This window comes from Solidesulfovibrio sp. C21 (genome assembly GCF_047785625.1).
Classification (GTDB): Bacteria; Desulfobacterota; Desulfovibrionia; order Desulfovibrionales; family Desulfovibrionaceae; genus Solidesulfovibrio.
This window is the reverse complement of sequence record NZ_JBLODY010000039.1, coordinates 1-24,923: the sequence shown is the minus strand read 5'-3', so window position 1 is coordinate 24,923 and position 24,923 is coordinate 1. Positions and strand designations below refer to the sequence as shown.

The window sequence follows — 24,923 nt, the reverse complement described above, 5'->3', positions numbered from 1 at the left end:
TCATCGTTGCCGCGACCCCGTGGCCACGGCATAGGCAGCCGGGGCATAGCGCAAAAGAAGGTTTCCCAGGCCCACGCACAGGGCAAAGGGCAGGACCGTCAGCAGCAGCACATAGCCGCTGCCGGCCGCCGAGCCCGAAGGATGAAAAATGAAGCGTGTGCCGTAAATCAGATAGGACAGCACCGGCTCATGGGTCAGATACACGAAAAAGGAGATGCCGGACAAACGCAGCAGAAATGGCGAATCGCCGAATCGGGAATAGCCGGTGAGGAGCCACAGGCACACCGTGCCGATGATCATCTCCTGCGGATAAAGCGTCTGATAGATCTCGGTGCCCGTTCCCTGGGTATATTCCACGAAGCTGACGGCCAGCAGCACGGCCACATAGAGGACGCAGGCCGGGATGGTGAAGCGCCTGGCTCCGTCGAGATCGGCCCTGGTCCGGGAGAGCAGGCAGCCCAGGTAGAAAAAGAACATGCCGCTTAATTCCACCGGAAGCCCGTGCTGGGGGATAAACATCCAGATGGCCCAGAAGACCACCAGCCCAAGCAGGGGAATCTCCACGGACACGACGTAAAAGACCGGGGCCAGCAGGAAATAGACATAGAGGTCGCGCAGGAACCACAGCGTATAAACGGCCGGGAACCGGTAGACACCGAGCAGGTATTTGAGGATGCCGTCATGGTGCAGGTCGTTGATGTCGCCTATGTAGGGGACCTTGTTGAAGACAAGGATCAGGCCGATGCTGATGGCGTTAAAAAGCAGGTACGGGACAAGGATGGTACGGGCCTTTTTGACCAGCATCCGGCCATAGGCCTCCACCGTTGGCTTGTAGGTCAAATAGAAAAGGTAGCCGGAGATACTGAAGAAAATCGGCACGCACAGCCGGAAGATATTGTGGGGGAAAACAACCAGATAGGCGCGCAGCACATCGGGCACCTGGGTGTAATAGGCCTGGATGCCTTTTTCCGCATGCACGCCGACGATGAAGATGACGAGCAGCGTGCGCAACACGTCGAAACGTCGGGAAATCTCCGGGGAAACCAGGGCGCGTGTGGACATGAATGGTAGGTGGCGCGGCGCTCAGGCCAGCAGGTCGAATTTTGAAAAGCGCATGGTCATGGCCGCCCGGCCCTGGGTGGCCGAGCGCAACTCCGTGGAAAAACCGAACATCTGCCGCAGAGCCGCCAGCGACTCGACGAGTTTGTGCCCGCCGCGATCGACCATGTTCTCGATCTTGGCCCCCTTGGAGCCAAGAAGCCCGACCACGTCGCCGACAAAGGCGTCGGGCACGCTGATCTCCAACTCCATGATGGGTTCGAGCAGGGCCGGCTTGGCGGCGGTCAGGGCGGCCTTGAGCGCCTGGCTCGCGGCAAGGCGGCAGCCGACCGCCGAGGTTGCGCCCTCGACCGTGCCGAGGCCCGTTACCCGCACCCGCACGTCCTGGACCGGATACCCCTTTATGGGCCCGCTTTGCAAACCGTCGGCAAGCCCCTCCTCCATGGCCGTGATCCAGGCCTGGGGATAGGGCTGCGTATCGATGGCGAAGGCGATGTCCCGCCCCGCTCCACGGGGCAGCGGCGAGACGGCAAGGGTCACCTGGCCATGCTGGCGCTTGTCGCCAAGCTCCCGGTCGAACACCCCTTCACCGACGCCCTGGGTCGTGACCGTTTCCTGATAGACAACTTGGGGTTTGCCGGACCGGGGGGAGACGCCATATTCGCGACGCACCCGCTCGAGCACCACGTCGAGGTGCAGTTCGCCCATGCCGGAAAGGATCAGCTGGTCGGTGTCCGCGTCGTGGACCAGGGTCAGGGTCGGGTCTTCCTGGAGCAGTTTGTCGAGGACTTCCTTGAGCCGGTCGGACTCCTCGGCGTTTCGGGGCTCAAGCGCCAGGCTGATGACGGGTTTGTAGCCGGCGATGGACTCGAGCACGATGGGGTCGCCCTGGTCGCACAGGGTGTCGCCGGTGACGGTCTGGCGCAGTCCGGCCACGGCCACGATCTCGCCAGGGCCGGCGGATTCGAGCTTTTCCCGATGCCCGGCGTGGAGTCGAAAAAGCCGTGCCGGCCGTTCGACGCAGTCCCGGGTGGCGTTGTAGACGTCCTTGCCGGCTTCGAGGCGGCCGGAATAGATGCGGGCGAAAACCTGCTTGCGCCCGGTTTCCATGCTGACCTTGAAGGCCAGCGCGGAAAGGGGTGCACCGGGGTCCGGAGAAAAGCGTTTTTCGCTTTTGGTGTGGGGATCAAGGCCCGTCACCTCGCCCCGGTCCAGGGGGCTCGGCAAAAAGGCCAGCACACCGTCGAGGAGCGGTTGGACACCGATATTTTTGAGCGCCGAGGCGGCGTAGACCGGGACCAGGGCATGGGAGAGCGTGCCGGCGCGAAGGGCCGCCATGAGCACCGCCCGGTCGATGGACTCCCCGGAAAGATAGGCATCCATGAGCCCCTCGTCGTGCTCGCAGGCCGCCTCCACAAGCGCCTCGCGCCAGGGCGCGGCCCTATCCGCCTCTTGCGGGGACAGCGCCCGGCGGGTGATCTCCCCGCCCTGGCTTGCTTGGTCGAAATCCAGGCGTTCCATGCCGAGCAGGTCGATCAGCCCGGCAAGCTCCGCTCCCTGGCCCACGGGAATGGTCACGGCCACGGGATTGGCGCCGAGCTTTTCCCGCATGGCGGCCAGCACCGCCTCGAAATCCGCGCCGAGTCGGTCGAGCTTGTTGACGCAGGCGAGCTTGGGCACGCCGTAGGCCACGGACTGTCGCCAGACCGTTTCGGATTGGGGCTCGACCCCGGCCACGGCGCAAAAGACGCCCACCACGCCGTCGAGGACACGCAGGGAACGTTGGACCTCAATGGTGAAATCCACGTGCCCGGGAGTGTCGATGATGTTGATGATGGAGTCATTCCAGGCGCAGGTGGTGCAGGCCGAGGTGATGGTAATGCCCCGCTCCTGCTCCTCGGGCATGAAATCCATGGTGGCCGTGCCGTCGTGCACCTCACCCATGCGGTGGATCTTGCCGGTGTAAAAAAGGATGCGCTCGGTCAAGGTGGTCTTGCCGGCGTCGATATGGGCGATGATGCCGATGTTGCGGAGGCTTTGGAGCCTGCTTTTGCCGGCTCCCTTCTTGGCGCTCATGAACGCTCCGTCGGGGTTGGCGCGTGATGGCCGTGGGCTAGCAGCCGCCTTGGGCCCTGTCGTCGACAGCGGCGGCGGTAGCCACGCGGCGAAAGGCGTCGGGCGTAAGTTGCGGCCACAGCCAGAAAGTTTCCCGACCGGGAGCAAGGACCAGCGGCGCCGCGCCAAGGACGCGGGACACCGCTTCGCGCGCGACGTAAAGGGCATCGTATCCGCAATCGGCCGCTTCGGCCAGCCCGCCCGGGGCAGGGACAAACGGCGCGGGACAATTTCCGTCCCGGCCATGGAAGCCAAAGGCCATATCCGGTTGGGCGAAAAGCAAGGCCTCGTGGTCCAGGTCGTCGTCCGGGCCGCACAGGATACCGCATCGGCCCGAGGTCTTGGCCGACAACAGCCGCAGGCCGGCCGCAAGGCTCTCACTCGGAAACGGCGCGCCGTCCAGGAGCACGACGGCGCCCCTGCCCTTTCGCGCCAGTTCCGCCCACAACCCGGGCAGGGACCGCACCCCGACGCGGCAGGCTGCCTCCACGCCGCAAAGCTCCAGGGTGGTCAAAAGCGGCTGAGGCCAGCTCCCCCCGCCCACCCGCACGGCCGCGACTTCCGGCACCCGGGCGCACAAGGCCGGGATGACGGCGGCGGCGAGCCTGGCCGGCGAGGTGAAGCCCGCGCCGCACAAAACCACGGCGAAATCGAGCGGCACATCCAACCGGTCGAGGGTCAGATCGTGGCCAAGCCCCACGTTTTGGCGGCGATACGAGGGCATGGGACCGCCGCAGGCGGCGTAGATGGCGGCGATACCGGTTTTGAGAAGCGAACGCTGCCGGTCCGTGACCCGGGCGTAGGCCTTGGCAAAAGCGGCATCGGCCACACGGCCGCGCTCCATGGACGGCGGCCAGAAAGCGGCCGGCGCGTCACACAGCTCCGTTTCCTGTTCCGGCGTCATGGGATCTGGATCTCGGGGATGAGGGGGATGGGACGCACACGCGGGCGGGACCAGAAATGGCCCCGCCCGCGTGCCCGCGTTACAACCAGCGCTTGAGCCAGTTGTGCCAGCTGCCTTCGATCTTGCGGCGCTCGGCTTCGCTTAAGGTCTTCTGATATTCGAGGTAGGAAAGCTCGGCCCGCAGCTTGGCGTAAGCATCCACTTCCTCCAGGTCCTTGAAGTTCTCCACCGTGTACATGTAGCGCTTCCAGGCCGCGCCATACTGGTCGGTACGCCAGTAGAAGTCGGCCACGAACAGCTCGTGCTCGGCCAGTCGCTTACGGCAGCGCCGGATATATTCCGCCGCCTCCTTGCCGTAGTCGGTGTCCGGGAAAGTTTGCTGCAGGAGGTAGAAGTACTGCAAGGCTTCCTGGAGGTTGCCCTGCGGCATGTCGATGGATTCGGAGCGCTTGAAGTTGGAGACGCCGATCTGGTAGAGCACGTAGGGAATTTCTTCGCTACGCGGATGAACGGATTCGAATTCCTTGTAGGTTTCGGCGGCCGGGGCGTAGTCCTCGGTCAGGAAGTAGGCGTCGGCCAGGGCGATGGTGCCCATCGGGGTGTAAGGGCTGAAGGGGTAGCGGTCCTTGAGCTTGATAAAATATTTAATGGCCCCATAGTAGTCCTTTTCCGACATAGCCTGCCGCCCGGCTTCATAAAGTTCCTGGGCGGTATCTTCCGGGGGCGGAAGAAAATAATAGTCCATGAGCCCGGCACAACCGCCAAGAAACAGCAGCAGGCAGGTCAACGGCAGAAAGCGGCGCATCATCGCATTCATGGTACATTCCCAAATACGGCCCGGAGGGGTCCGGGCGCATTGCGCCGGACGCGACGCCCCCACGTGTCGGCGTCGCGTCCGGCGTTTTGATGCGCGTCCTCTTACCAGATGGGCCGAGGGCGCACAATGGAAAAAACCGAACCCGTCCGTCCGCCTTCGTCCGAAGCGGCGTCCGTCCGGGTCCGGCCGTCAGCCTTGCGAGAAGCGCGAACTGATGTAGGCGTAGGCGGCATGGGCGGCGTTGGCGCCATCGCCGACGGCCGTGGCCACCTGCCTGCAAGATTTGGATCGGATGTCGCCGGCGGCGAAAATGCCCTTGATATTGGTGCGCATTTCCGCGTCGGTCGAGATGAATCCCTTGTCGTCGCGGGCAAGCCCCTCGGGATAGAAGTCCCCCTGGGGCTCGAAGCCGACGAAGACGAACACGCCGTCAACCGGGATGACGTGGCAGTTGCCATCCTTGACGTTACGCACCTCGATGCCGGTCACGCTCTCCCCGCCCGTAATAGAGCACACGATGGTCGAGCGCAGGATTTCGATGACGGGGCTCACCGAGCAGCGATCCTGGTAGCATTTCTGCCCCCGGAAATCGTCGCGCCGGTGGATGAGGTAGAGTTTTTTGACCAGTCGGGACAGGTAAAGGGATTCCTCAAGGGCCGAATTGCCGCCGCCGATGACGGCCACGGTCTGGCCCCGGAAGAAGTTCCCGTCGCAAAGGGCGCAGTAGGACACGCCCTTGCCCGCGAATTCCTTTTCCCCGGGGATGCCCACCCGTTTGTAGCGGGCGCCGGTGCAAAGGACCACGGCCGTGGCCTCGATGGTCTCGTCGCCGACCGTCAAGCGGTGGACGCCGTCGACCGTCTCGATGGATCGGACCTCGTCGCCGACGCGGTCCACAGCGTAATGACCGAGATGGGCGGCCATGAGGTCGGCCAGCTTCCAGCCCTCGATGCCGTCCGGAAAGCCGGGATAATTCTCGATCAGATGCGTCATGAGCATCTGACCGCCCGGGGCCAGCTTCTCCACCATGGCCACGGATACGTCGGAGCGGGCCAGATACAGGGCGGCCGTCATGCCGGCCGGACCGCCCCCGATCACCACGGCGTCATAACGTTTCATGAACTACAGAGCCTTTTGGGTGAGCATTTCCTTGATGCTGCTTTTGGACACGGCGCCGGTGATCTGTTCGACCACTTCGCCACCCTTGAAAAGGATCAGGGTGGGAATGGCGCGGATGCCGTACTTGCTGGGGGTGCTCGGGTTTTCGTCCACGTTCATCTTGGCCACCTTGACCTGGCCGGTGTACTCGTTGGCCAGTTCGTCGATGACGGGACCCATGGCCCGGCACGGCCCGCACCACGGAGCCCAGAAATCCACCAGGACCGGCAGATCGCACTGCAGGGCTTCGGCCTCGAAATTCGCGTCGCTGAGTTGAATGGCCATGGTTGCATACTCCTTTTGTGGCTTGGCCGGCCGCCTGGCGGCCGGGTTTTCTCCGAATTGGGATGCGGCGGAGAGTGATCCGCCGCCTGACCGTTACGCAGTCTGCAACTTTGCAAATCTATTGCGGCCCGGGCCGCCTGTCAACCGATGGCCGCCCAAGGGGAGGCCCCTCCCGGTAATCCCAGGGCACCCGCCGGCCGCGTGGCACGGCGTCGCAATCGAGGCCATGGGTCAGGCCCGCCCGTCCGAGCAGGCAGCCCGTGGCCGCGATCATGGTGGCGTTGTCGGCGCAAAGCTCCGGCCGGGGGAGAAAAAGGGGCAACCCCCGGCGCGCCGCCAGCTCCGTGAGCATTCCCCGGATGCGGCTGTTGGCGGCCACGCCGCCGGCGGCCAGAAGCGCGCGTACCGGCCCCGTGTCCCGGGAGTCCAGCGCCCGCTCCATCTTGACGCGAAGCGTATCCGCGATAGCGAAATTGAGCGCGGCACAGACCCGGCGCAGGGGCATGGGCCAGGCGCTTGGGTCGATGGCCCCGCCCGGGGACGGCATCACGGGCAAACGCAACTCGCCGTGGGCGGCGACGTAGGTGGCCACCGCGGTTTTGAGGCCGCTGAAGCTGAAATCAAGATGGTGATTGTCGAGAAAGGGCCTTGGAAAAAGCGTGTGGTCGGCTTCGATGTCCCGGCCGAGGACATCAATATAGATCCCGCCAGGATACGGGAGATTCAGGGACTTGGCCGCCTTGTCGAAGGCCTCGCCGGCGGCGTCGTCGACGGTGCGCCCCAGAACCGCGATATCGAGAGCCGAACGCAGCAGCATGATCTGGGTGTGCCCGCCGGAAACGAGCAGCCCCAGGGCCGGATACGGCACCTCCCGGCCGATGGTCGCGGCCATGAGATGGGCATGGAGATGGTCCACGCCGATAAGCGGCTTGCCGGCCCCGAGGGCGAGTCCCTTGGCCGTGGCCAGGCCGATGAGCAGGCTGCCCAGAAGCCCCGGCCCCCGGGCCACGGCCACGGCGTCAACCTCGTCCAGGGTCAGGCCCGAATCGGCGAAAAGCGTGCGCAAAAGCGGCCCCATGCGGCGCAGATGCTCCCGCGAGGCCAACTCCGGCACCACACCGCCGAAAAGCGCGTGGACATCGATCTGGGAAGCGAGCTTTTCCGCGACGGGACGGCCGTCCTCGCAAAGGGCCACGGCCGTCTCGTCGCAGGAGGTCTCGAGGCCAAGACAAAGCATGGGCGTCTTACGACTGGCGCGCCTTGGCGTATATTTCCAACACCTTGGCCACGTCGTTTTTGCTGCCGATGAAAAGTGGCACCCGCTGGTGCAGTTCCTCAGGTTCGATGGACAGGATGTCGCGCACGCCGTCGCTGCCCAGGCCGCCAGCCTGCTCGCACACAAATGAAAGCGGCGAGGCCTCGCACAAAAGCCGCAGCTTGCCCTTGGGCTTTTTGGGATCGCGATGGTCGGCCGGATAGAGGAAAACGCCGCCGTAAAGCAGGTTGCGGTGAAAGTCGGCCACCAGCGACCCGATGTAGCGCCCGGCGTAGGGCTGGCCGCGCAGGTTGTCCGATCCCTTGAAGTAGCGGACGATCTCCTTGGTCGGTTCGTCCCAGTAGTCCCAGTAGGCCTCGTTGACCGAATAGACCCGGCCGGTTTCCGGAATCTTGATGTCGGGATGGGACAGCAGAAATTCGCCCACACTCGGGTCCAGGGTGAAGCCGTTGACGCCCCGGCCGGTGGTGTACACCATCATGGTGGAGGTGCCGTACAGGAAATAGCCGGCGGCCACCTGTTCGGAACCGCGCTGGAGCAGGTCGCACAGCTTGTCGCCGCCGCAGTCGCCCTTGGTGCGGTAGATGGAAAAAATGGTGCCCACGTTGACGTTGGCGTCGATGTTCGACGAGCCGTCGAGGGGGTCGAAGATGAGGAAGTAATCGCCCTTGGGAAACTGATCCGGAATGCGGACCAGGTCGGCATTTTCCTCGGAGGCGATGGCGCACAGCACGCCGGAACGTTCCATGCGGTGGATGAGCACCTTGTTGGCGTATTCGTCAAGCTTCTGGACCTGCTCACCCTGGACGTTGATCTCGCCCGTAAATCCCAAAACGTCGACCAGGCCGGCCTTGCGGACTTCCCGGGAAATGATCTTGGCCGCCAAAATGAGCTCGTTTAAAAGCCGGGTGAACCGGCCGGAGGCCATGGGGGATTCCTTCTGGTGCAAAAGCAGATGTTCGGTCACGGTAACTTGGGGCATGCTTTATTCCTCCCGCCGTCATGGTTTCCGTTGGGTACGAAACGGCTGACGGTGCGCGCGGTGTCGGTCTTTTTACAATGGCCGGGCGGTTCCCACAAGATTTTCCAGGGGTTGTCGCAAATAAAAAAGCCGGCGGCCCGGGCCGCCGGCCATGAGGACGTGTCGCGGCAGCCTCTAAGGATTGGCGGGGGGACTCGCCGGCACCCCCTGCGAAGCCCCGGGTTCGGGCGTTTGCGGCGCGGCTGTATCCGGAGTCGCGGCGTCGGGCGCATCGGTCTTGGGCGCGTCTTTCGCCTTGGCCGGTTCCGGTTTCGTGGCCCGCGCTTCCCGGGCGTCGGTGACGTAGATGAATTCAAGCTGGCCGACATAGCGGGCCTGCCAGAGATACTCCCCGCCGCCGGAGGTGATTTCCCCGTTGACCGAGCTCTTGAGTATCTCGTCCCATTTGAGCCCGGCAAGGGCTCCGCCCTGGCCGCCGCCGGCCCAGACCACACCTTCGGTGGACAGGATGGATAGCGCGTCGGGATGGGGCGAAAATTTGGCCAGATTGCGCGGATCGAAGCTTGCGACCACGAGGCCGGCCCACTCGTTGTTCTTGAAATACGGCGCGGCCACCATGACCACGGTGCCGAATTCGTCGGTTTTGACCTGGGCTCCCATCTTGCGGACCTTGTAGCGGTCGCCGAATTCCAACAGCCCGGCAAAATCGAGGGGCCGCATGGACACCGACGGGGCCTGAAACTGGACCGCGCCGGAGGCGTCAAGCACGGACACGGCCGAAATCCAGGAATGGTTGGTCAAAAACTGCTGGCACCATTCGTTTTCCGGGGGCGTGTCCTGGCTGCCCAGGGCGCGCAGCATGGCCATGAGACGCTCATCCACGGGCATCATGAGGGCGGCAAGGCGTTGCAGCCCCTTGTCGGTGATGCCCTGGGCGGAGAAATCGATGGTCGGGTCGGTATTGATGTACTCGCGGTACAGTTTCTTGGTGTCGCGCCACGAGGTCTTGATCGAGCCGCAACCGCTTAGAAAAAGAAGGCAACACAAGGCCGCAAGGGCCGCGCTTACAGTGCGTTTCAAGGCCATTTCCTCTTGAAGTTCCAGATTGTACGGGATCAGGCGGTCGCCGGAATCGTCTTACGGCGTCAGCTTTCGGCCCGGGCGTCCAGGCGTCCGGCCAGGGCCTCCAGGAAACTGACGAGCTTGGCCGCGCTTTTGGGCTTGCCGGCCGTGTCGTCGGCGACGTCAGCCACAGCCGGGGCATCGGACGTCGCTCCCCCCTTGCCGGGGGCAAGCGCGGCCATGCGGGCCTCGATATCCTGCCGCTCGGTTTCGGATGGGGCGCAGCGGAGCAACTCTTCGTAAATGCCAAGCGCCCCGGACGTGTCGCCCTGCTCGGCCAGCACGGCGGCCATGGTCTTGGTGCGCACGGCGGTGTCGCGGCCCTTGCCGGAACGCGCCTTGCCTTTGTCGCCGGTTTCCGCGGGCGGTTCCAGAATCTCGGCCAGTTCCATCACTTCCCTGGCGCCGCGCAGTTGCGGGGCCTCGCCGCCGGCCTCGGCGGGCGCCCGCGCAGCCGCCGGTGAGGCCGGCTCGGGTTCCTTGAGCGCTACGGCCTCCCGGGACGGCGCGACTGGCGCAGGCTCGGGCATCGCGGCCGGCGGCTCCGAAGCCGCGGCGTCGTCCGGGGTATGCCCGGGCGCCGCCCCAGGCGCGCTCCGGCGCAGACTTTTGAGCCCCCGCTCCATGACCTCGGACCAGGTAAGTGTCTGGTTTTGAAAATAGTTGGCCAGAAAAAGCATGGCCAACGACGGGTCCTTGGCCCGGGCGGCGGCTTCGCGGGACCACAGCAGCCAGACCGAGGGGTAGTTGGAGAGCATCTTGCCGACGTCGGCAAAGACCGCGTCCGCCTCCCCTTGCCGGTCAAGTCCGGTAAGCAGTTCGATCAGGAAAAATTTGGCCTCGAGATGATCGGGATGAAAGGTGATGCCCTTGGCGAGCACGGCCGCCGCTTCATCGGTTTGGCCCTGCTCGGCCAGCTTGCGGGCCAGGGGAAAGAAGATCTTGGAATTGGGTTCGATCTCCAGAACTTCCCGGTAAAAATCGATTTTATTGACCATCGGTCCTCTGCCCCTCCTGTTGCTCGGGTGCGGGGGAGTCTTTGGGAAATTGGTAGAGGATTTCGTTTCCCTTGAGGTAATTCATCTGGGATCGGGCCATCTTTTCGGTAAAGGCGCGATCCGTCTTGAGCCAGCGGATTTCCTGACTGAGGTCCAGGGAATGGTCGTTGATGGCTTCCAGGCGTTCCTTGAGTTGCTGATGGCGGGTCTTGAGTTCCAGATAGGCAAAAATACCGTTATCACTCCATATAAGATTATAGAGGAGAAAGATATTGAAGAAGATAAGGCCCGTCAGCAGGAACCGTCGCCAGATCATATCATTGCACGACGTACTTTTTTGAACGTTTGTACTCGTTTTGCTCCAAAGGTTCCTTGAGCTCCTTCAGGAAATTTTCCGTGGCCGCCTCGATGCGGGCCACGTCCTGCTCCTGTACCTCGATTTCCTCGACGTGGGAAAGGAACATCTTGAGGATGTTGAAGTCGCGCAGCAGATAGTGGCCGAACTGGAGGCGCTCCAGGTCCGGCTCGAGCTCCAGGATGGTATGCAGGCAGTTTTCGATGCGGGCCGACAGGTTCTCGTCGCGTCGATGCGCGCCGCGCGCCCCTCGACCGCCGGCCGGCCGCACGCGGATCCGGCGTCTGGCCAGCTTGGAAATGTTTTTGGCTTTCATAGCGTCGTACTTACTTTTTTCCGTCCAGGCGGGCCGTCGTCCTACCGGGGGGCGCCTTTGGCCCAGATCACTTTTTTCCCGAATCCATAAAAGTAATTGGCCCCGGATACAAGGGTCAATACCACGGCCAGATACAAAAGGATATTTCCAAGCGGCACGGGATTGAAGCCGAACCAGGGGTAATGCAGCACCAGCGGGCACAGCGCCAGCATCTGCAAAATGGTCTTGAGCTTGCCGAAACGGTCGGCCGCGATGACCACGCCATGGTCGATGGCCATGGCCCGAAGCCCGGTAACGGCGATTTCCCGGCCGATGATGATGACCGAAATCCAGGCTTCCACCCAGCCGAGCCGGGTCAGCATGATGAGCAGGGAGCTCACGAGCAGCTTGTCGGCCAGCGGATCGAGAAATTTGCCAAAGGTGGTCACGAGGTTGCGCTGTCTGGCCACCATCCCGTCCATGATGTCGGTCACCGAGGCGGCAATGAAAAAGAGCAAGGCCACGAGGCAGGTGATCCTTCCTGGGAAATACAGCAAAACCACCAGGATAGGCACGGCCGCGATTCGGGCGAGGGTCAGGTTGTTGGCGAGATTGAACATGGGGATTGGCCTTTGGTGTTAAAAAGGACGGCTCGCAGGCAAATAAAGCAATCATCGGCCGGCGTAAAGCCTCGGGCGGCATTCGGTCCGGCGGCGGCAGGCTCGCGCGACGCGACCGGGGCGTTTGCGGCGTGGAAAAATGCCGGCCCGGCCTGTCTCAAGTACAGGGCGACGCGGCGGCCTCGAGGCTCGAGTGGCAGGCGGCGGCAATGGATCGGGCCAGGGCGGCGAAGGCCCTCTTGGCCGGGCAGTCCTCTTCCAGGCGCACCACCGGCCGCCCCAGATCCCCGGCCACCACCGTGGCCGGATCGAGAGGCACGGCCCCGAGAAACTCCAGGCCATAGGCCCGGGCCAGGGTCTCGCCGCCGCCTTTTTTAAAGAGCTCGATTTCCTTGTGGCAATACGGGCACACGAGCCCGCTCATATTTTCCACCACGCCCAGAATGTTGGCGTTGGCGTACTGGAGAAAATTGACGGTCTTGCGCACGTCGTCCAGGGAGATTTCCTGGGGCGTGGTCACCAGCACGCACAGGGCGTCGCGCACGGTTTTGAGCACCGCCAGATGCTCGTCGCCGGTCCCGGGCGGGGAGTCGATGACCAGGTAGTCGAGTTCGCCCCAGTCGACGTCGGCGATGAACTGGCGAATGGCCGTGGTCTTCATGGGGCCGCGCCACAGCACCGCCTGATCCGGGTCCGTCAGCAGGGACTGCATGGAGACCACGAGCAGATTCTCGCCCAGGCGCTTGGGGGCGATGGCCGCCACGCCCCGGGCTTCCATGGCTCCGGAAATGCCCAGCATGCGGGTGACGTTGGGGCCGTGGAGGTCCACGTCCAAAATCCCCACCCTGGCTCCTTCGTCGGCCAGGGAGCAGGCCACGTTGACGGCCACCGAGCTCTTGCCCACCCCGCCCTTGCCGCTCATGACGAAAATCTTGTAGCGGATTCTGGCCAGGGTCTCGCCGATGCGCCCCTCGCGGGTGGCGTCCCGCCCCGGGGCTTCAGGCTTGCCGGAACAGGACCGGCAGGAACTTCCTTGCGCCATGCGCCTTCTCCCTTGCGGCTACCAGCCGTGGGCTCCGACCAGGTCCACGAACGTCACCTCACCGAGCCTTCGGGCCACGACCCGGCCGTTTTCCTTGCGCACCACATGCAACCGCTGGCTGCGTCTGGTCTCGCCCACGGGAATGACCATGCGGCCCGGATCGGCGAGCTGTTCGATGAGCGGCTCCGGCACCTTGGGGCCGCCGGCCGTGACCAGGATGCGGTCGAACGGGGCCGCATCGGGCCAGCCCAACGTGCCGTCGTCGAGCTTGAAGCACACCTTGAGGTAACGCAATCCCTCCAGACGCTTGCGGGCGGCCGCCTGGAGGGGACGCACCCGCTCCACGGTGAACACGTACGCGCCCATCTCCGCCAGGACCGCCGCCTGATACCCCGAGCCCGTGCCGATCTCCAGCACGCGGAGTCCGGGTTTCACCTCCAGCAGCTCCGTCATCCAGGCGACGACATAGGGCTGGGAGATGGTCTGGCCGTGGCCGAGCGGCAGGGGATGATCCTCGTAGGCCTGGGGGATGAGGGCCTCTTCCACGAACAAGTGCCGGGGCACCTTGCGCATGGCCCGCAGCACTTCGGGATCGGATACGCCCCGGGCCTCGATCTGGTCCCGGACCATGCGGTCCCGATTGCGCTTCAAATCGATTGTCGGCTCCGCCCCGTTCATCCTCCGCCCTCTGCCCGACCCGATGTCAGGCCATCCCGCGCGCCGGCGCGATCCTATTTGGAAAACAGAATTTCCGCCTCAAGTCAACGCGGACCGGCTTGACAGGGCAAGCCGGCAATGCCATCTCCGGCAGACAAGGAGGATTCCATGCTGCTCACCCGCGACCTCATGACCGAGGACCTCATTGCCCTGCGCGATACCGACAGCCTGCTTGCGGCCAAAACGACCATGGAAGATGCCCGCATCCGCCATCTTCCCATCATCGACGTCGCCGGTGCCTTCGTGGGGTTACTCACCCACCGCGACATACTGGCCGCCTCGGTGTCCCGGCTCGCCGAAATCGACCAGACCACCGAGGATGAAATATACGGCGGCATCCCCATTGCCGAGGTCATGCGCGCCGACGTGGCCATGGCCACGCCCGAGCTGCCCCTGCGCCAGGCGGCCGAGGTGCTCCTGACCCAGAAATACGGCTGTCTGCCGGTGGTCGAAAGCGGCAAGCTGGTCGGCATCATCACCGCCTCGGATTTCATCCGTCTAAGCCTCGACCTCATGGATGCCCTGGAAGCCAGTGAAAAATTCGATGGCGAGGGCCCCGAGGAAGCGTGCGACGCCGACGACCGGCAATAGGCGCTGCGACGGCCTCCGGCCGACCGGACGCATCCGCTTTGGGACAACGGTATTTTTGGAAAATCTGTTGACTTCCGACTTGTGAAATTTTACGCTTTTTACTTGAATTACGGCGGCGGGGCTCACGCCTGCGACGGCCGCCTGTGTATTCGCAGCGGCAAGATCCATTCACCGTTTGTTGGAGTTTTTAAGGAGGGAGTCGGATGCGTTCCAAGGTCATGTTTTCCATGTTGGTCCTTTTCGTGTTCACCCTGGCGCTGGCCTCGGCGGCCTATAGCGAGGGCGGCAAATTCAGCGCGATCGTCGATACCAAGTCCACTGTCTGCTATCCCCTGGAATTGACCTTCAAGCGCCCGGCCGGGGTGCTGAAGACCAGCTTTGCGCCCGTCACTTTTTCCCACGGCCAGCACGGCAATATTCCCTGCGTCACCTGCCACCACATGTGGGACGGCAAGGGCAAGATCGAAGGCTGCGCCACCGAGGGTTGCCACGACAACCTCAAGGAACGTCAGGACCCCATGTCCTACTTCCGCGCCTTCCACGACAAGAACGCCGCCAACAGCTGCCTCGGCTGCCACATGAAGACCAACATCGCCCGCAAGGAAAAGGGTGAAAAGCCCCTTTCCGTGTCCCCCTGTTCCAACAACGGCTGCCACCACGTCGCCCAGAAGTAACGCAGGGTTCACAAGGCTCCGCCGACAAAGCCCCCGCTTTTGCGGGGGTTTTTTTTATGGGCGATGCGACATCCGGCCCGAGCGAATCGCGCTTTGGCGCCGCCCCCGCCTTGTTGCCAGTTCGCCCCCTTTTTCGTAGGGAAATCATGCGGGGAAGCCGATTGGCGGTCATCCCGAAAAAACGGGAGATGCGATCATGGGAGAGGACTTCACCAGGCAGGGCGTTTTCAGCTGGAACGAACTGATGACCACCGATGTGGAAGGGGCCAAGGCCTTTTACGCCAAGCTGCTCGGCTGGACCACCGAGGACAAGCCCATGCCGGAAATGGGCATGACCTACACCATCGTCAAGGCCGGAGACGCGGCGGTCGGCGGCATCATGCCCATACCGCCCGAAGCGGCGAAAATGCCGCCGGTGTGGGGCTCATACGTTTCCGTGGACGACGTGGACACGGCGGCGAAAAAAACCGTGGAGCTTGGCGGCACCGTCTACAAGGAGCCGACCGACATCCCAGGCATCGGGCGCTTTTGCGTGATCGGCGACCCCCAGGGCGCTTTTCTGTCGCTGATCACATTCAAAATGGACCCTATGTAGGCGGGCACGACGAAACGGAGCGCCGCGGCATTGCGGACGGACCGGATTCTCTCGGTGAAAAACGCGCTGCTGACGCCCTGACGACTCCGGGTTTACCCGCGGTTGCTCCTTTTTGTCTTGGCCCTTGCCGTCGGGGCGGCGCTTGTGTGCGGTTCCGGGGCGGGCGCTTTTGGCCGAACGTTGTCCGGCGCTTCTCTGCTTCAAACCCCGGTTCGGCTTGGCGTTGCTCGGGCTCTATTCCCTGGCCAGGCCTTTTGAGCGGCCGCATATGATTTTTTTCTTAACCCCCGTGGTACGGTGACGGTGCGCGTTCTTTTCCGACAAATAGGATAGAAAATTGAAAAGAGTTCTCTCTATGTTGTAAAATATTTTATTTCGTATTACGCATCTTCCATGCCGTCTTCCTGCATGGCCCCCACGACGTCCCTTGCCGGCGGGCACCTGGCCCGCCAGAAAGCCAAGCAGGCCAAGGCACTCGTCCTGTGCGCCGCCCTTGTCGCCCTTGCCCTTTATGCCCTGGCCGCCGGCAGCTACGACCTCGGCCTGTCCGACATCCTGGCCGTTCTGGCCGGCAACCGGCAGGGACCGGGCGCGGTGGTGGTCACGGGCATCCGGCTGCCGCGCATCCTGGCCGCCATCGCCGGCGGCTTCGGCCTGGCCGTTTCAGGCGTTTTGACCCAAAGCCTGCTGTCCAACCCGCTGGCCTCGCCCTTTACCCTCGGCATCAGCCACGGCGCGGCCTTTGGCGCGGCCTGCGGCATCGTGTTCCTGGGGGCCGGGGCGTTTTCCGGCAACGCCCTGGCCACGTCGAGCGCCGAATTCGCCCGGATCGGCGGCGTCTTCACCATGTCCCTGTGCGCCTTTGCCGGGGCCGTGGGCACCACGGCGCTGGTGACCGGGCTGGCCCTGGTCAAGCGACTCGGTCCCCAGGCGATCATCCTTTGCGGCGTGGCGCTCTCCTCGCTTTTTACCGCCGGCACCATCCTCATCCAGTTCTACGCCGACGAACTCCAGCTCGCGGCCATCGTCTTCTGGAGCTTCGGGGACGTATCCCGGGCCAGGGGCGCGCAAATTATCGTCATGGGCCTTGCCGCCGCCGTCACCGGCGGGTTTTGCCTCTACGCCCGCCAGGACTTAAACGCCCTGCTGGCCGGCGACGACGTGGCCAAAAGCGTGGGCGTCAACACCAAGCTCCTGCGCCTTGTCGGCATGGGGCTGGCGGCGCTTTGTTCCGGGGTGGTGGTGGCCGTATGCGGCGTGATCGCCTTTCTGGGCCTGCTCGCCCCGCACATCGCCAGACGCTTCGTGGGCTGTGATCATGGCCCGCTCGCCATCCATGCCGGGCTGTGGGGTGCGCTCCTTTTGCTCGGAGCCGATACCGCCGGCCGGCTGCTGGCGGGAACGGGCGCATTGCCCGTGGGCGTGCTCACATCCTTTATGGGTGCGCCGCTGTTTCTTTTTCTCTTGCTGCGGGGAGGAAGCCGGACATGATGCTCACGGCGCATGACTTGTCGTTTGCCTACAACGGTGCGGCGGTACTCGACGGCGTGAGCTTGCAGCTTGCGCCCGGGCGCGTCACCGCCATTCTCGGCGTCAACGGCGCGGGCAAATCCACCCTGCTCAAGTGCCTGGGCGGCCTGATCCGGCCCCACCGGGGCACGGTGTGCCTCGGCGAGGCGGAACTGCCTCGTTTGTCCCGGCGCGAGGCGGCCCGGCGCATCGCCTACGTGCCCCAGTCCCAGCAGGCCGAAGGCATGACCGTGTTCGAGGCCGTGCTGCTCGGCCGACGGCCCCACATGGGGCTTCGCCCGTCGCGGCGGGACATGGGCATCGTGGAAGGCGTGCTCACAAGGCTCGGCCTTTCCGCCCTGGCCTTTCGTCGCCTCGACGCGCTCTCCGGCGGCGAAATACAAAAAACCGCCATCGCCCGGGCCCTGGTCCAGGAGCCGGACGTGCTGCTTTTGGACGAACCCACGGCCAGCCTGGACCTCAAAAACATGTTGGAAGTCTTTGCCATCGTCCGGCAGGCCGTGGCCGGCCAGGGCGTCGCCGCCGCCGCCGTGCTCCACGACCTGTCTCAGGCCATGCGTTTTGCCGACGATTTCGTGCTGCTTTCCAGGGGCGCGGTCCTGGCCCGGGTTGACGCCAAGGAACTGACGCCCGAGATCGTGCGCGCGGTCTACGGCGTGGAGGTGGCCTTCGGCGAGGTGGGCGGCCATCCCGTGGCCGCGCCCCTGGGCGTTGCCGACGCCGCCTAACCCTTGCCCCCAAAGGAAACCGCCATGCCGCATCCGTTTCGCGTTTTTTTCCTGTGTTGCGCCTTTGTCCTCATGACCGCCACAGCTCCGGCCGCGACGGGCACGCAAGCCCTGACGCGGCAGGTGACCGACGCCGCCGGACGCCAGGTCACGGTGCCGGAAAATCCCCGACGCATCATCTGCCTCGGACCGGGCAGTCTGCGGCTCATCGCCTATCTCGAGGCCACAGACCGGGTGGTCGGCGTCGAGCGCTTCGAAAAGGACAGACGTACCGGTCGCCCCTACAGCCTGGCCCATCCGGAGCTCATAAAGCTCCCTATCATCGGTCCGGGCGGCCCCAAAAGCATCAACCAGGAGCCTGACCTGGAAGCCGTGCTCGGCGTCGCGCCGCAAATCATTTTCGCAACCGCCATGGACGCGGCCGTGGCCGAGGCCATGCAGGCCAAACTGCGCATTCCCGTGGTGGTTTTGAGCTATGGCCAGTTCGCCCGCTACGATCCCAAGGTCCTGGACAGTCTGGCCCTGGCCGGAGACATTCTCGGCTGCCCGGACCGCGCGGCGGCGGTGGCGGATTTCATGAAAAAGGCCGAGGCCGACGTGCGGGCCCGGGCGCAAAAGGGACTGGCCGCGCCGGGCTACGTCAAGCCCTCGGTCTACGTCGGCGGCACCGGCCTTCGCGGTACCCACGGACTCACCAGCACCGACAACCCGTATGCCCCCCTGGAGTGGCTTTCGGCCGACAATCTGGCCGGTCGCGTCACGAAAGACGGCCATGCCTTCATCGACAAGGAACAACTCCTGGCCTTCAACCCGGATGTGCTTTTCGTCGACGCCGCCGGACTGACGCTGGTGGCCGACGAATACAGCCAACAGCCCGAATTCGTCGGGTCCCTGCGCGCGGTGAAGGATGGGAAGGTCTTTGTGCTCTATCCCTTCGTCATGTACCTGACCAATCTGGACACCATCGTGGCCGATGCCTATGCGGCCGGGAAAATCCTCTATCCGCAAACCTTCGCCGATATCGATCCAGCGGCCAAGGCCGACGAAATCTACCGGTTTCTGCTGGGCAAGCCCGTTTATGCGCAAATGGCCCGCGATTTCGGGCCGCTTGGCCAAAAGCCGGCATTTTTCAAAAATACCCAGCCGTAAAGTGGGGACAGACATGGAAACGGAAAAAATAAGAGACGATGTGGCGGCCTTGACGACCCGGGCGGTGAATTACCACGGGCATATGTGTCCGGGGCTGGCCATCGGCATCCAGGCGGCACGCATTGGCCTCGCCGTATGCGGCCATGACGGCGACGAGGACGTGGTGGCCGTGGTCGAAACGGACATGTGCGCCGTGGACGCCATCCAGGCGCTTATGGGCTGCACCTACGGCAAGGGCAACCTGATACACCGCGACTACGGCAAAAACGCCTTCACCTTCCACCGCCGTCGCGACGGCGCGGCCGTGCGTTTGCTTGCCCGGCCGGACCTGCACAAGCTGGTGGACCCGGAGTTCGCGGCCGTGCGCGAGACCCTCAACACCGACCCCCAAAATGCCGAGGCCAAGGCCGAACTGCCGGCGCTCGCCATCCGGTGCGCCAAACGGATTCTCGAAAGCGATCCCGAAACCTTTTTCACGCGCACCGAGCCGGCCCGGGTGGCCCCCAGACGGGCGGCCATCCTGTCGAGCCTCGTCTGCGAGGCCTGCGGCGAATCCGTGATGGAGTCGCGCTCCCGGCGTTTCGCCGGCAAGACCCTGTGCATTCCCTGCTTTATGGCCGTGGAGCAAAAAATCTGACCCTCAAAGTATCCCCCAACAGCCAGATATTTCTATTAAAAGTCTTTTGAAGGGGGCCTGGGGGAAACTTTTCTACAGAAAAGTTTCCCCCGGCTTCTTCCCTCCCTACTCGATGCAAATGATGTCGTACCTGTCGCCGGTCAGGCATTTGCCGCCCTGTTCGGTCACCTCGAAGGTGTTCTCCACCCCCACCATGCCGACGTCGGGGATGCCGAACTTGGGTTCAAGGGCCAGGGTCATGCCCGCTTCGAGAGGCTCGTCGAAGCCCTTGGCGATAACAGGCCAAGCGTCGATAGCAAGTCCTATGCCGTGGCCCAGGAAGCGCACCTTGTTTTCGCCAAGGCCCATGAATCCCTCGTCCATGCCGGCCTGCGCGACGATGGACAGGGAAAGGGCGTAGAGCTCGCTCGGCTTCGCGCCGGGCTTAAGCGCCGCGGCCACGGTCTGCTGCACCCGCATGCACAGGTCGTGGCCGCGCCGGACGCTGTTCGGAATATCGGCCGCCTTGCCGGCGAAATAGACCTGCGTCTTGTCCGTGACATAGCCTTCGATGGTAAAACCGTTGTCGATGGTGAGCACGCCGCCCTTTTTCCAGATCGCGCCGGCGTAGCCGGAAAAAGGCAGGGCCGGATGCTCGCCGCGCAGTCCCACCGGGCCGTTGAAGACGCTCGGGTAGTTGCCGCTGTCCCCGGCCGCGATATGGCCGAGAAAGATTTCGTCGCCGTTTGTCATGCGAAGCTGCCCTTGGTGCCCGAGATCGAAAAAGACGTCCCAGCACTTGCAGGCGATCTCACGCTCGCTCATGCCGGGCCGCATCACGGCCGGCAGGCGGTCCATGAGCCCTTCGGCGTGGCGCGCGCCGCACAGGCGGATTTTCGTAAGTTCCCAGGCCGATTTCTGCGCCTGGGCCATGGCCAGGGCCGCGTCGCCGGGTACGAAACTGACGCCGGGCAGCCGCGAGGATAAAAGCCCGGCCAGATTCCAGGACAGCCCCGACTGCTCGGCGGCGCAAAGGGGCGTTATGGGGCTGCCGGCCTTTTCGCAAAGCGGCATGAGGTCGCCGTAGGAGCGGAAGGCGACGATCGTTTCCAGCGGGCTTTCGAGCAGCGCCCGCTCCCGGCCTTTGCGGCAGGCCAAAACCGGCTTGCCGGCGACCGGCAGCCACAGCACGCCATTGGCCCAGGTTCCGGTCAGATAGTAGATGGCGAGCCTCGAAAAAACGAGCAGCCCCCCGGCCTCGGGCGCGACCTTGGCCAAAGCGGCCCGGCACTTGGCCAGGCGGGCGGTCATTTCCTCTTCGGGCAAACGTTCCAGGGCTTCAAACATCACGACTTCCTTTGTGTTTTCTTTTACGACCCGACACGGTATAGCGGCGCTCCGGCGCGACGCACGAATGCGACCGATTGTCGGTCGAAGCGATACAGCGCCGCACAACCTTCCTCCGGATATGGTGCATGGCCAACGACAGACCGCCCTGGCGAGCCGTTCTCGCCCTCACGGCAGGCACGCTCTTGTGGGGCGGCTCGTTTATCGCCATGAAAATCGCCATGCGCGGGTATGCGCCCTTGCTGGTGGTCTTTTGCCGCATGGCCCTGGCCTCGCTGGTCTTCGGGCTCATCTGGCGGCGCATGGGCGGATTCAGGGCGGCCAAGGGCGACTGGCCGGGGATTCTTTTCATGGCCCTTTGCGAACCGTGCCTGTATTTCGTGTTCGAGGCCAAGGCGCTCACGCTCACCCAGGTCTCGCAAGCGGCCATGGTCACGGCCATGCTGCCGCTGTTGACCGCCGTGGCCGCCACGCTGTTCCTTAAAGAAAAGCTTGAGAAAAAAGCGGGTATCGGACTGCTTCTGGCGGTGGGCGGGGTGGTGCTCATGAGCGCGTCTGGCGGGGCGACCGGGGACGCGCCCCGGCCCGTGCTCGGCAATTTTCTGGAATTTATCGCCATGTGCTGCGCTGTGGGCTACATCGTCACGGCCAGGCGTTTGGCCGCCCGGCACAGACCGCTCTACCTTACGGCCATGCAGGCCTTTACCGGAATGGTCTTTTTCGCGCCCGTACTTCTTTTTACGCCCTTTCCCGAACACATCGAGCTCGGGCCGACCCTGGCCGTGGTCTTTCTCGGCCTTGGCGTCACCTTCGTGGCCTACGGGCTCTACAACTACGGCGTGAGTCTGGTCCCGGCCAACAAGGCGGCGGCGTTTCTCAACCTCATTCCGGTCTTCGCCTGCCTGTTGTCCTACTTCATGCTGGATGAGACGCTCACCCCGGCCCAGTGGGCCGGCGGGGGACTGGCCCTTGGCGGCGTGGCCTTAAGCACCCGTTCCGGCCGGGACAATCAATCCTCGCGCCGGGAATAGTCCATGTTGCGCCGCACGGGGGTGAATCCGGCCCGGACGGCCAGCCGGCGAAGCTCCTCTTCCTCCATGCGGAAATGCACCCCGGCCGCGGCCACCACGTTTTCCTCGATCATGGTCGAGCCGAGGTCGTTGGCGCCGAAAAAAAGCGCCATCTGGCCGACCATGGGGCCCTGGGTCACCCAGGAGGCCTGGACGTTGGGCACGTTGTCGAGAAAAAGGCGGGAAAGAGCCAGCCAGCGCAGATATTCCCAGGACGAGGCTTCGGGCACGGTGAGCCCGGTGTTGCCGGGCTGAAAGGTCCAGGGGATAAAGGCCGTGAACCCGCCGGTTTCGTCCTGCAGGTCGCGGATGCGCGACAGGTGCTCCAGGCGGTGGTCGATGGTCTCGCCAAGGCCGATGACCATGGTGGCCGTGGTGCGAAGGCCCAAGGCGTGGGCCTGGCGCATGACCTCGATCCAGTCGTCGGCCGGGCACTTGTTGGGCGAGACGCTGCCCCGGATGGGATCGGACAGAATTTCCGCCCCGCCGCCGGGCAGCGAGGCCAGCCCGGCGGCCTTGAGTTCGGTCAACACCTCGGCTATGGAGAGCCCTTCCATTTTGGCCAGGAAGGCAATCTCCGGCGGCGAGAAGCCGTGCACGGCCACTTCGGGGAAGCGGTCGCGCAAGAAGGCCAGCATGCCGGTGTAAAAATCCAGATGCAGGTCCGGGTGCATGCCGCCCTGCAGCAGGATCTGCCAGCCGCCGAGAGCCACGGTCTCGCCCACTTTGGCCGCAAGCTCCTCCCGCGAAAGGACATAGCCCTCCGCGTGTCCGGGCGGGCGGAAAAAGGCGCAAAACCGGCAGCCGCAGGCGCAAATGTTGGTATAATTGATGTTGCGGTCGACAATGTAGGTGACGACCGGCTCGGGATGGAGGGCCAGCCTCGCGGTGTGGGCCATTTTGCCGATAGCGAAAACGTCGGCGTCCTCCCACAAGGCCCGGGCCTGGGCAGTGCTTATACGATCGATGGCGGAAACGGACATGCGCGCGAAACCTCCGGGCATGGATGCCGCCAAGCGGATACACCTTTTTCCGGCAAACGAAAACCTCTCGGAGGCAGGCAGTGCTGTACGCCGATGCGACGCTCAAGGAACTTCTCGCCCCGGGCGCGACCATCGCCCTTCTCGGGGCCAAGGACCGTCCCGACACCGAAGTGGACATGGTCGGGCGCTATCTGCTCGAGGCGGGCTTTACCGTCATTCCGGTGCATCCGGCCAGGAGTGTGGTCTGGGGGTTGCCCGCCCGCAAGACCCTGGCCGAGATCGATGTCCCGGTGGATATCGTCAACCTGTTTCGGGCGGCGCAACATTGTCCGGCCCATGCCGCCGAAACGCTGGCCCTGCCACATAGGCCGCGCTGCTTTTGGATGCAGTCCGGCATCGCCAGTCCCGAGGCCCGGACGCTTTTGCAGCCAAGCGGCATGGTCATGGTGGAAGATCGTTGCATCATGGTTGAACACCGACGTCTTTGGGGGTAGGTAGTCGCAATGCCGCAAGTCGCCGCTTTTATCTGCCGCCGTTGCGGCCATTGTTGCCAGGGAGTGGGCGGCATCATGCTGGCCCAAAGTGACATCACGCGCCTTGCCGCGCATCTGGAACTCGCACCGGAGGCGATGCTGGCGCGGTTCGCCGAGCATGTCGGCGGCAAGGACCGTCTGGCCACGGGCACGAACGGCTACTGCATCTTTTACGATGAAGGGTGCTCGGTGCATCCGGCCCGTCCCGACGTATGCCGGGCCTGGCCGTATTTCCGGGGCAACATCATCGACGCGGGCAGCCACGCCATGGCCGCCGAGGATTGCCCGGGCATAAACCCCGAAGTGGACCACGCGGAATTCGCCCGCCAGGGCATGGAATACCTGCGCCGCCATGGACTGGCCCGGACTCAGGGTGTGGGAGCACCCGAGGCCCTGGCCGTCATGCCGCCACAGCCAGCCGAGGAGACGGAGCATGGCCCCTGCGGATGCGATGCGTCTTGACGAAGCGCGCGCCCTGCTTGGCGTTTCGGGAGCGGACGAGCTCGAAGCCATCAAATCCGCGTACCGCAAGCTGGCCTTTTCCCTCCATCCCGACCTGCATCCCGACGACCCCGGCGCCAAGCGCAAATTCCAGCGTTTAAACGAAGCCTATCTGCTGCTGCGGCATTTCCATGCCAACCGCGACCGTGATCCCGGCCCCCAGGCCGGCTCCGGACCCAAGCCCGGACAAAAGACCACGACGAGAGCCGGCGCCGGCCCGCGCCCCGACCCGACAGCCGGGCAGGCCCACCGCCAGCGCCAGGCCAAGGCCGCCTATACCCAGGCGTCCAAGCAAAACGCCGACGCCGGGTTCTATTTCCGCCGCGAGGAAGTGCTTCAGGATCTGCTCAAGGACCCGTTCGCCCGGCAGGTGTTCCAGGACATCTACCAGCAGGTGCGCAACAAGTCGGCCGCCGGCAGCGGCCCGGTCACGGCCAAGGGACCGCGCAAGGTCTCCTTCCACTGGGGAGACAAGGCGCTATCCCTCGATATTACCAAAGGCTTTTGGGGATCCCTCAAGGGATACTTCCAAAAACAGCTCGACGACGAACAGACCGTGCATCTGCCGACGACAAGCCTTTTCCCAGGTACCCGCATCCGGGTGGGCATCCGCCATGGCCTCGGCAACAGCAAACCCACCATGGTGGAAGTTACCCTGCCCCCGGACTTCGTGGTCGGCCGCCCCATACGCCTCAAGGGCATGGGCCGGCGCATCGGCCCCATGCGCGGCGACCTGTACCTGCGGCTGCTGGCCAAGTAGAAAGAGGAAGAGGCGTTGGAAGCCTCCGGCGGCCAGGGGGAAACTTTTTGAAAAAAGTTTCCCCCTGGACCCCCTTCAAAAACTTTCGACGGGGGCGCGTG

General features: G+C 64.1%; 28 protein-coding genes. 11 read left to right on the top strand and 17 right to left on the bottom strand.

Going from position 1 to position 24,923, the window contains the following annotated elements; translation table 11 throughout:
- The 15 genes from ACMZ6R_RS12575 to ACMZ6R_RS12505 all read right to left on the bottom strand — a co-directional run bounded on the left by ACMZ6R_RS12575 (position 1) and on the right by ACMZ6R_RS12505 (position 13,706).
- Positions 1 to 1,062, bottom strand: coding sequence for an acyltransferase family protein (locus ACMZ6R_RS12575; RefSeq protein WP_416111929.1), 1,062 nt, complete (start codon positions 1,060 to 1,062; stop codon positions 1 to 3).
- A gap of 21 nt (positions 1,063 to 1,083) precedes the next feature.
- Positions 1,084 to 3,135: an elongation factor G gene (gene fusA / locus ACMZ6R_RS12570; RefSeq protein WP_416111927.1), complete on the bottom strand. Its 2,052-nt coding sequence runs from the start codon at positions 3,133 to 3,135 to the stop codon at positions 1,084 to 1,086.
- A gap of 37 nt (positions 3,136 to 3,172) precedes the next feature.
- Positions 3,173 to 4,078, bottom strand: a complete 906-nt coding sequence (locus tag ACMZ6R_RS12565) for a hypothetical protein (RefSeq protein ID WP_416111925.1) — start codon at positions 4,076 to 4,078, stop codon at positions 3,173 to 3,175.
- A gap of 79 nt (positions 4,079 to 4,157) precedes the next feature.
- Positions 4,158 to 4,895, bottom strand: coding sequence for an outer membrane protein assembly factor BamD (locus tag ACMZ6R_RS12560; protein ID WP_416111923.1), 738 nt, complete (start codon positions 4,893 to 4,895; stop codon positions 4,158 to 4,160).
- Positions 4,896 to 5,084: 189 nt separating this feature from the next.
- Positions 5,085 to 6,014, bottom strand: coding sequence for a thioredoxin-disulfide reductase (trxB, locus tag ACMZ6R_RS12555; RefSeq protein ID WP_416111921.1), 930 nt, complete (start codon positions 6,012 to 6,014; stop codon positions 5,085 to 5,087).
- A gap of 3 nt (positions 6,015 to 6,017) precedes the next feature.
- Positions 6,018 to 6,338: a thioredoxin gene (trxA, locus tag ACMZ6R_RS12550; protein ID WP_005990356.1), complete on the bottom strand. Its 321-nt coding sequence runs from the start codon at positions 6,336 to 6,338 to the stop codon at positions 6,018 to 6,020.
- 118 nt (positions 6,339 to 6,456) lie between these two features.
- Positions 6,457 to 7,575, bottom strand: coding sequence for a tRNA (adenosine(37)-N6)-threonylcarbamoyltransferase complex transferase subunit TsaD (tsaD, locus tag ACMZ6R_RS12545; protein ID WP_416111919.1), 1,119 nt, complete (start codon positions 7,573 to 7,575; stop codon positions 6,457 to 6,459).
- 7 nt (positions 7,576 to 7,582) lie between these two features.
- Positions 7,583 to 8,596, bottom strand: a complete 1,014-nt coding sequence (gene fbp, locus ACMZ6R_RS12540) for a class 1 fructose-bisphosphatase (protein ID WP_416111917.1) — start codon at positions 8,594 to 8,596, stop codon at positions 7,583 to 7,585.
- 174 nt (positions 8,597 to 8,770) lie between these two features.
- Positions 8,771 to 9,682: a hypothetical protein gene (locus ACMZ6R_RS12535; protein WP_416111915.1), complete on the bottom strand. Its 912-nt coding sequence runs from the start codon at positions 9,680 to 9,682 to the stop codon at positions 8,771 to 8,773.
- Between the two features lie 59 nt (positions 9,683 to 9,741).
- Positions 9,742 to 10,716 (bottom strand): tetratricopeptide repeat protein, encoded by a 975-nt coding sequence (locus tag ACMZ6R_RS12530; protein WP_416111913.1) that lies wholly within the window; start codon positions 10,714 to 10,716, stop codon positions 9,742 to 9,744.
- Positions 10,706 to 11,032, bottom strand: a complete 327-nt coding sequence (locus tag ACMZ6R_RS12525) for an FtsB family cell division protein (protein ID WP_416111911.1) — start codon at positions 11,030 to 11,032, stop codon at positions 10,706 to 10,708. The genes ACMZ6R_RS12530 and ACMZ6R_RS12525 overlap by 11 nt, the downstream gene beginning before the upstream one ends.
- A 1-nt stretch (position 11,033) precedes the next feature.
- Positions 11,034 to 11,387: a hypothetical protein gene (locus tag ACMZ6R_RS12520; RefSeq protein WP_416111909.1), complete on the bottom strand. Its 354-nt coding sequence runs from the start codon at positions 11,385 to 11,387 to the stop codon at positions 11,034 to 11,036.
- A gap of 41 nt (positions 11,388 to 11,428) precedes the next feature.
- Complete coding sequence (pgsA, locus tag ACMZ6R_RS12515; protein ID WP_416111907.1) at positions 11,429 to 11,986, bottom strand: CDP-diacylglycerol--glycerol-3-phosphate 3-phosphatidyltransferase; 558 nt, start codon at positions 11,984 to 11,986, stop codon at positions 11,429 to 11,431.
- Positions 11,987 to 12,143: 157 nt separating this feature from the next.
- On the bottom strand, positions 12,144 to 13,028 hold the full coding sequence (locus tag ACMZ6R_RS12510; RefSeq protein WP_416111905.1) for a P-loop NTPase: 885 nt from the start codon (positions 13,026 to 13,028) through the stop codon (positions 12,144 to 12,146).
- Between the two features lie 18 nt (positions 13,029 to 13,046).
- Positions 13,047 to 13,706 carry a protein-L-isoaspartate(D-aspartate) O-methyltransferase gene (locus tag ACMZ6R_RS12505; protein ID WP_416111903.1) on the bottom strand — a complete coding sequence of 220 codons (660 nt, stop codon included), beginning with the start codon at positions 13,704 to 13,706 and terminating at the stop codon, positions 13,047 to 13,049.
- Positions 13,707 to 13,853: 147 nt separating this feature from the next.
- Between ACMZ6R_RS12505 and ACMZ6R_RS12500 the strand changes: the two genes are divergently transcribed.
- The 7 genes from ACMZ6R_RS12500 (at position 13,854) to ACMZ6R_RS12470 (ending at position 19,649) form a co-directional block, all read left to right on the top strand.
- Positions 13,854 to 14,336, top strand: a complete 483-nt coding sequence (locus ACMZ6R_RS12500; RefSeq protein WP_416111901.1) for a CBS domain-containing protein — start codon at positions 13,854 to 13,856, stop codon at positions 14,334 to 14,336.
- Between the two features lie 203 nt (positions 14,337 to 14,539).
- Positions 14,540 to 15,010 (top strand): cytochrome c3 family protein, encoded by a 471-nt coding sequence (locus ACMZ6R_RS12495; RefSeq protein WP_416111899.1) that lies wholly within the window; start codon positions 14,540 to 14,542, stop codon positions 15,008 to 15,010.
- Between the two features lie 196 nt (positions 15,011 to 15,206).
- Positions 15,207 to 15,605 carry a VOC family protein gene (locus ACMZ6R_RS12490; RefSeq protein WP_416111897.1) on the top strand — a complete coding sequence of 133 codons (399 nt, stop codon included), beginning with the start codon at positions 15,207 to 15,209 and terminating at the stop codon, positions 15,603 to 15,605.
- Positions 15,606 to 15,998: 393 nt separating this feature from the next.
- On the top strand, positions 15,999 to 17,096 hold the full coding sequence (locus ACMZ6R_RS12485; protein WP_416111895.1) for a FecCD family ABC transporter permease: 1,098 nt from the start codon (positions 15,999 to 16,001) through the stop codon (positions 17,094 to 17,096).
- Positions 17,093 to 17,863, top strand: coding sequence for an ABC transporter ATP-binding protein (locus tag ACMZ6R_RS12480; protein ID WP_416111893.1), 771 nt, complete (start codon positions 17,093 to 17,095; stop codon positions 17,861 to 17,863). Before ACMZ6R_RS12485 ends, ACMZ6R_RS12480 begins: the two co-directional genes overlap by 4 nt.
- Before the next feature lie 24 nt (positions 17,864 to 17,887).
- Positions 17,888 to 19,012, top strand: a complete 1,125-nt coding sequence (locus ACMZ6R_RS12475; RefSeq protein WP_416111891.1) for an iron ABC transporter substrate-binding protein — start codon at positions 17,888 to 17,890, stop codon at positions 19,010 to 19,012.
- Between the two features lie 40 nt (positions 19,013 to 19,052).
- Positions 19,053 to 19,649 carry an FmdE family protein gene (locus ACMZ6R_RS12470; protein WP_416111889.1) on the top strand — a complete coding sequence of 199 codons (597 nt, stop codon included), beginning with the start codon at positions 19,053 to 19,055 and terminating at the stop codon, positions 19,647 to 19,649.
- Positions 19,650 to 19,754: 105 nt separating this feature from the next.
- Here the strand turns inward: ACMZ6R_RS12470 and ACMZ6R_RS12465 are convergent, their stop codons facing one another.
- Positions 19,755 to 20,975, bottom strand: a complete 1,221-nt coding sequence (locus ACMZ6R_RS12465; RefSeq protein WP_416111887.1) for a M24 family metallopeptidase — start codon at positions 20,973 to 20,975, stop codon at positions 19,755 to 19,757.
- 128 nt (positions 20,976 to 21,103) lie between these two features.
- Here ACMZ6R_RS12465 and ACMZ6R_RS12460 point away from each other — a divergent pair, with 128 nt between their 5' ends.
- Complete coding sequence (locus ACMZ6R_RS12460) at positions 21,104 to 22,006, top strand: DMT family transporter (protein ID WP_416111885.1); 903 nt, start codon at positions 21,104 to 21,106, stop codon at positions 22,004 to 22,006.
- On the opposite strand, the gene mqnC is transcribed toward ACMZ6R_RS12460, so the two are convergent.
- Complete coding sequence (gene mqnC, locus ACMZ6R_RS12455; RefSeq protein ID WP_416111883.1) at positions 21,985 to 23,028, bottom strand: cyclic dehypoxanthinyl futalosine synthase; 1,044 nt, start codon at positions 23,026 to 23,028, stop codon at positions 21,985 to 21,987. The two genes, ACMZ6R_RS12460 and mqnC, sit on opposite strands and share 22 nt — an antisense overlap.
- 80 nt (positions 23,029 to 23,108) lie before the next feature.
- Between mqnC and ACMZ6R_RS12450 the strand changes: the two genes are divergently transcribed.
- The 3 genes from ACMZ6R_RS12450 to ACMZ6R_RS12440 are packed head-to-tail and all read left to right on the top strand — an operon-like array spanning position 23,109 to position 24,822.
- Positions 23,109 to 23,522 carry a CoA-binding protein gene (locus ACMZ6R_RS12450; RefSeq protein WP_416111881.1) on the top strand — a complete coding sequence of 138 codons (414 nt, stop codon included), beginning with the start codon at positions 23,109 to 23,111 and terminating at the stop codon, positions 23,520 to 23,522.
- A 9-nt stretch (positions 23,523 to 23,531) separates the two neighbouring features.
- Complete coding sequence (locus ACMZ6R_RS12445; RefSeq protein ID WP_416111879.1) at positions 23,532 to 24,023, top strand: YkgJ family cysteine cluster protein; 492 nt, start codon at positions 23,532 to 23,534, stop codon at positions 24,021 to 24,023.
- Positions 23,995 to 24,822 (top strand): J domain-containing protein, encoded by an 828-nt coding sequence (locus ACMZ6R_RS12440; protein WP_416111877.1) that lies wholly within the window; start codon positions 23,995 to 23,997, stop codon positions 24,820 to 24,822. Before ACMZ6R_RS12445 ends, ACMZ6R_RS12440 begins: the two co-directional genes overlap by 29 nt.
- Positions 24,823 to 24,923: the final 101 nt, after the last annotated feature.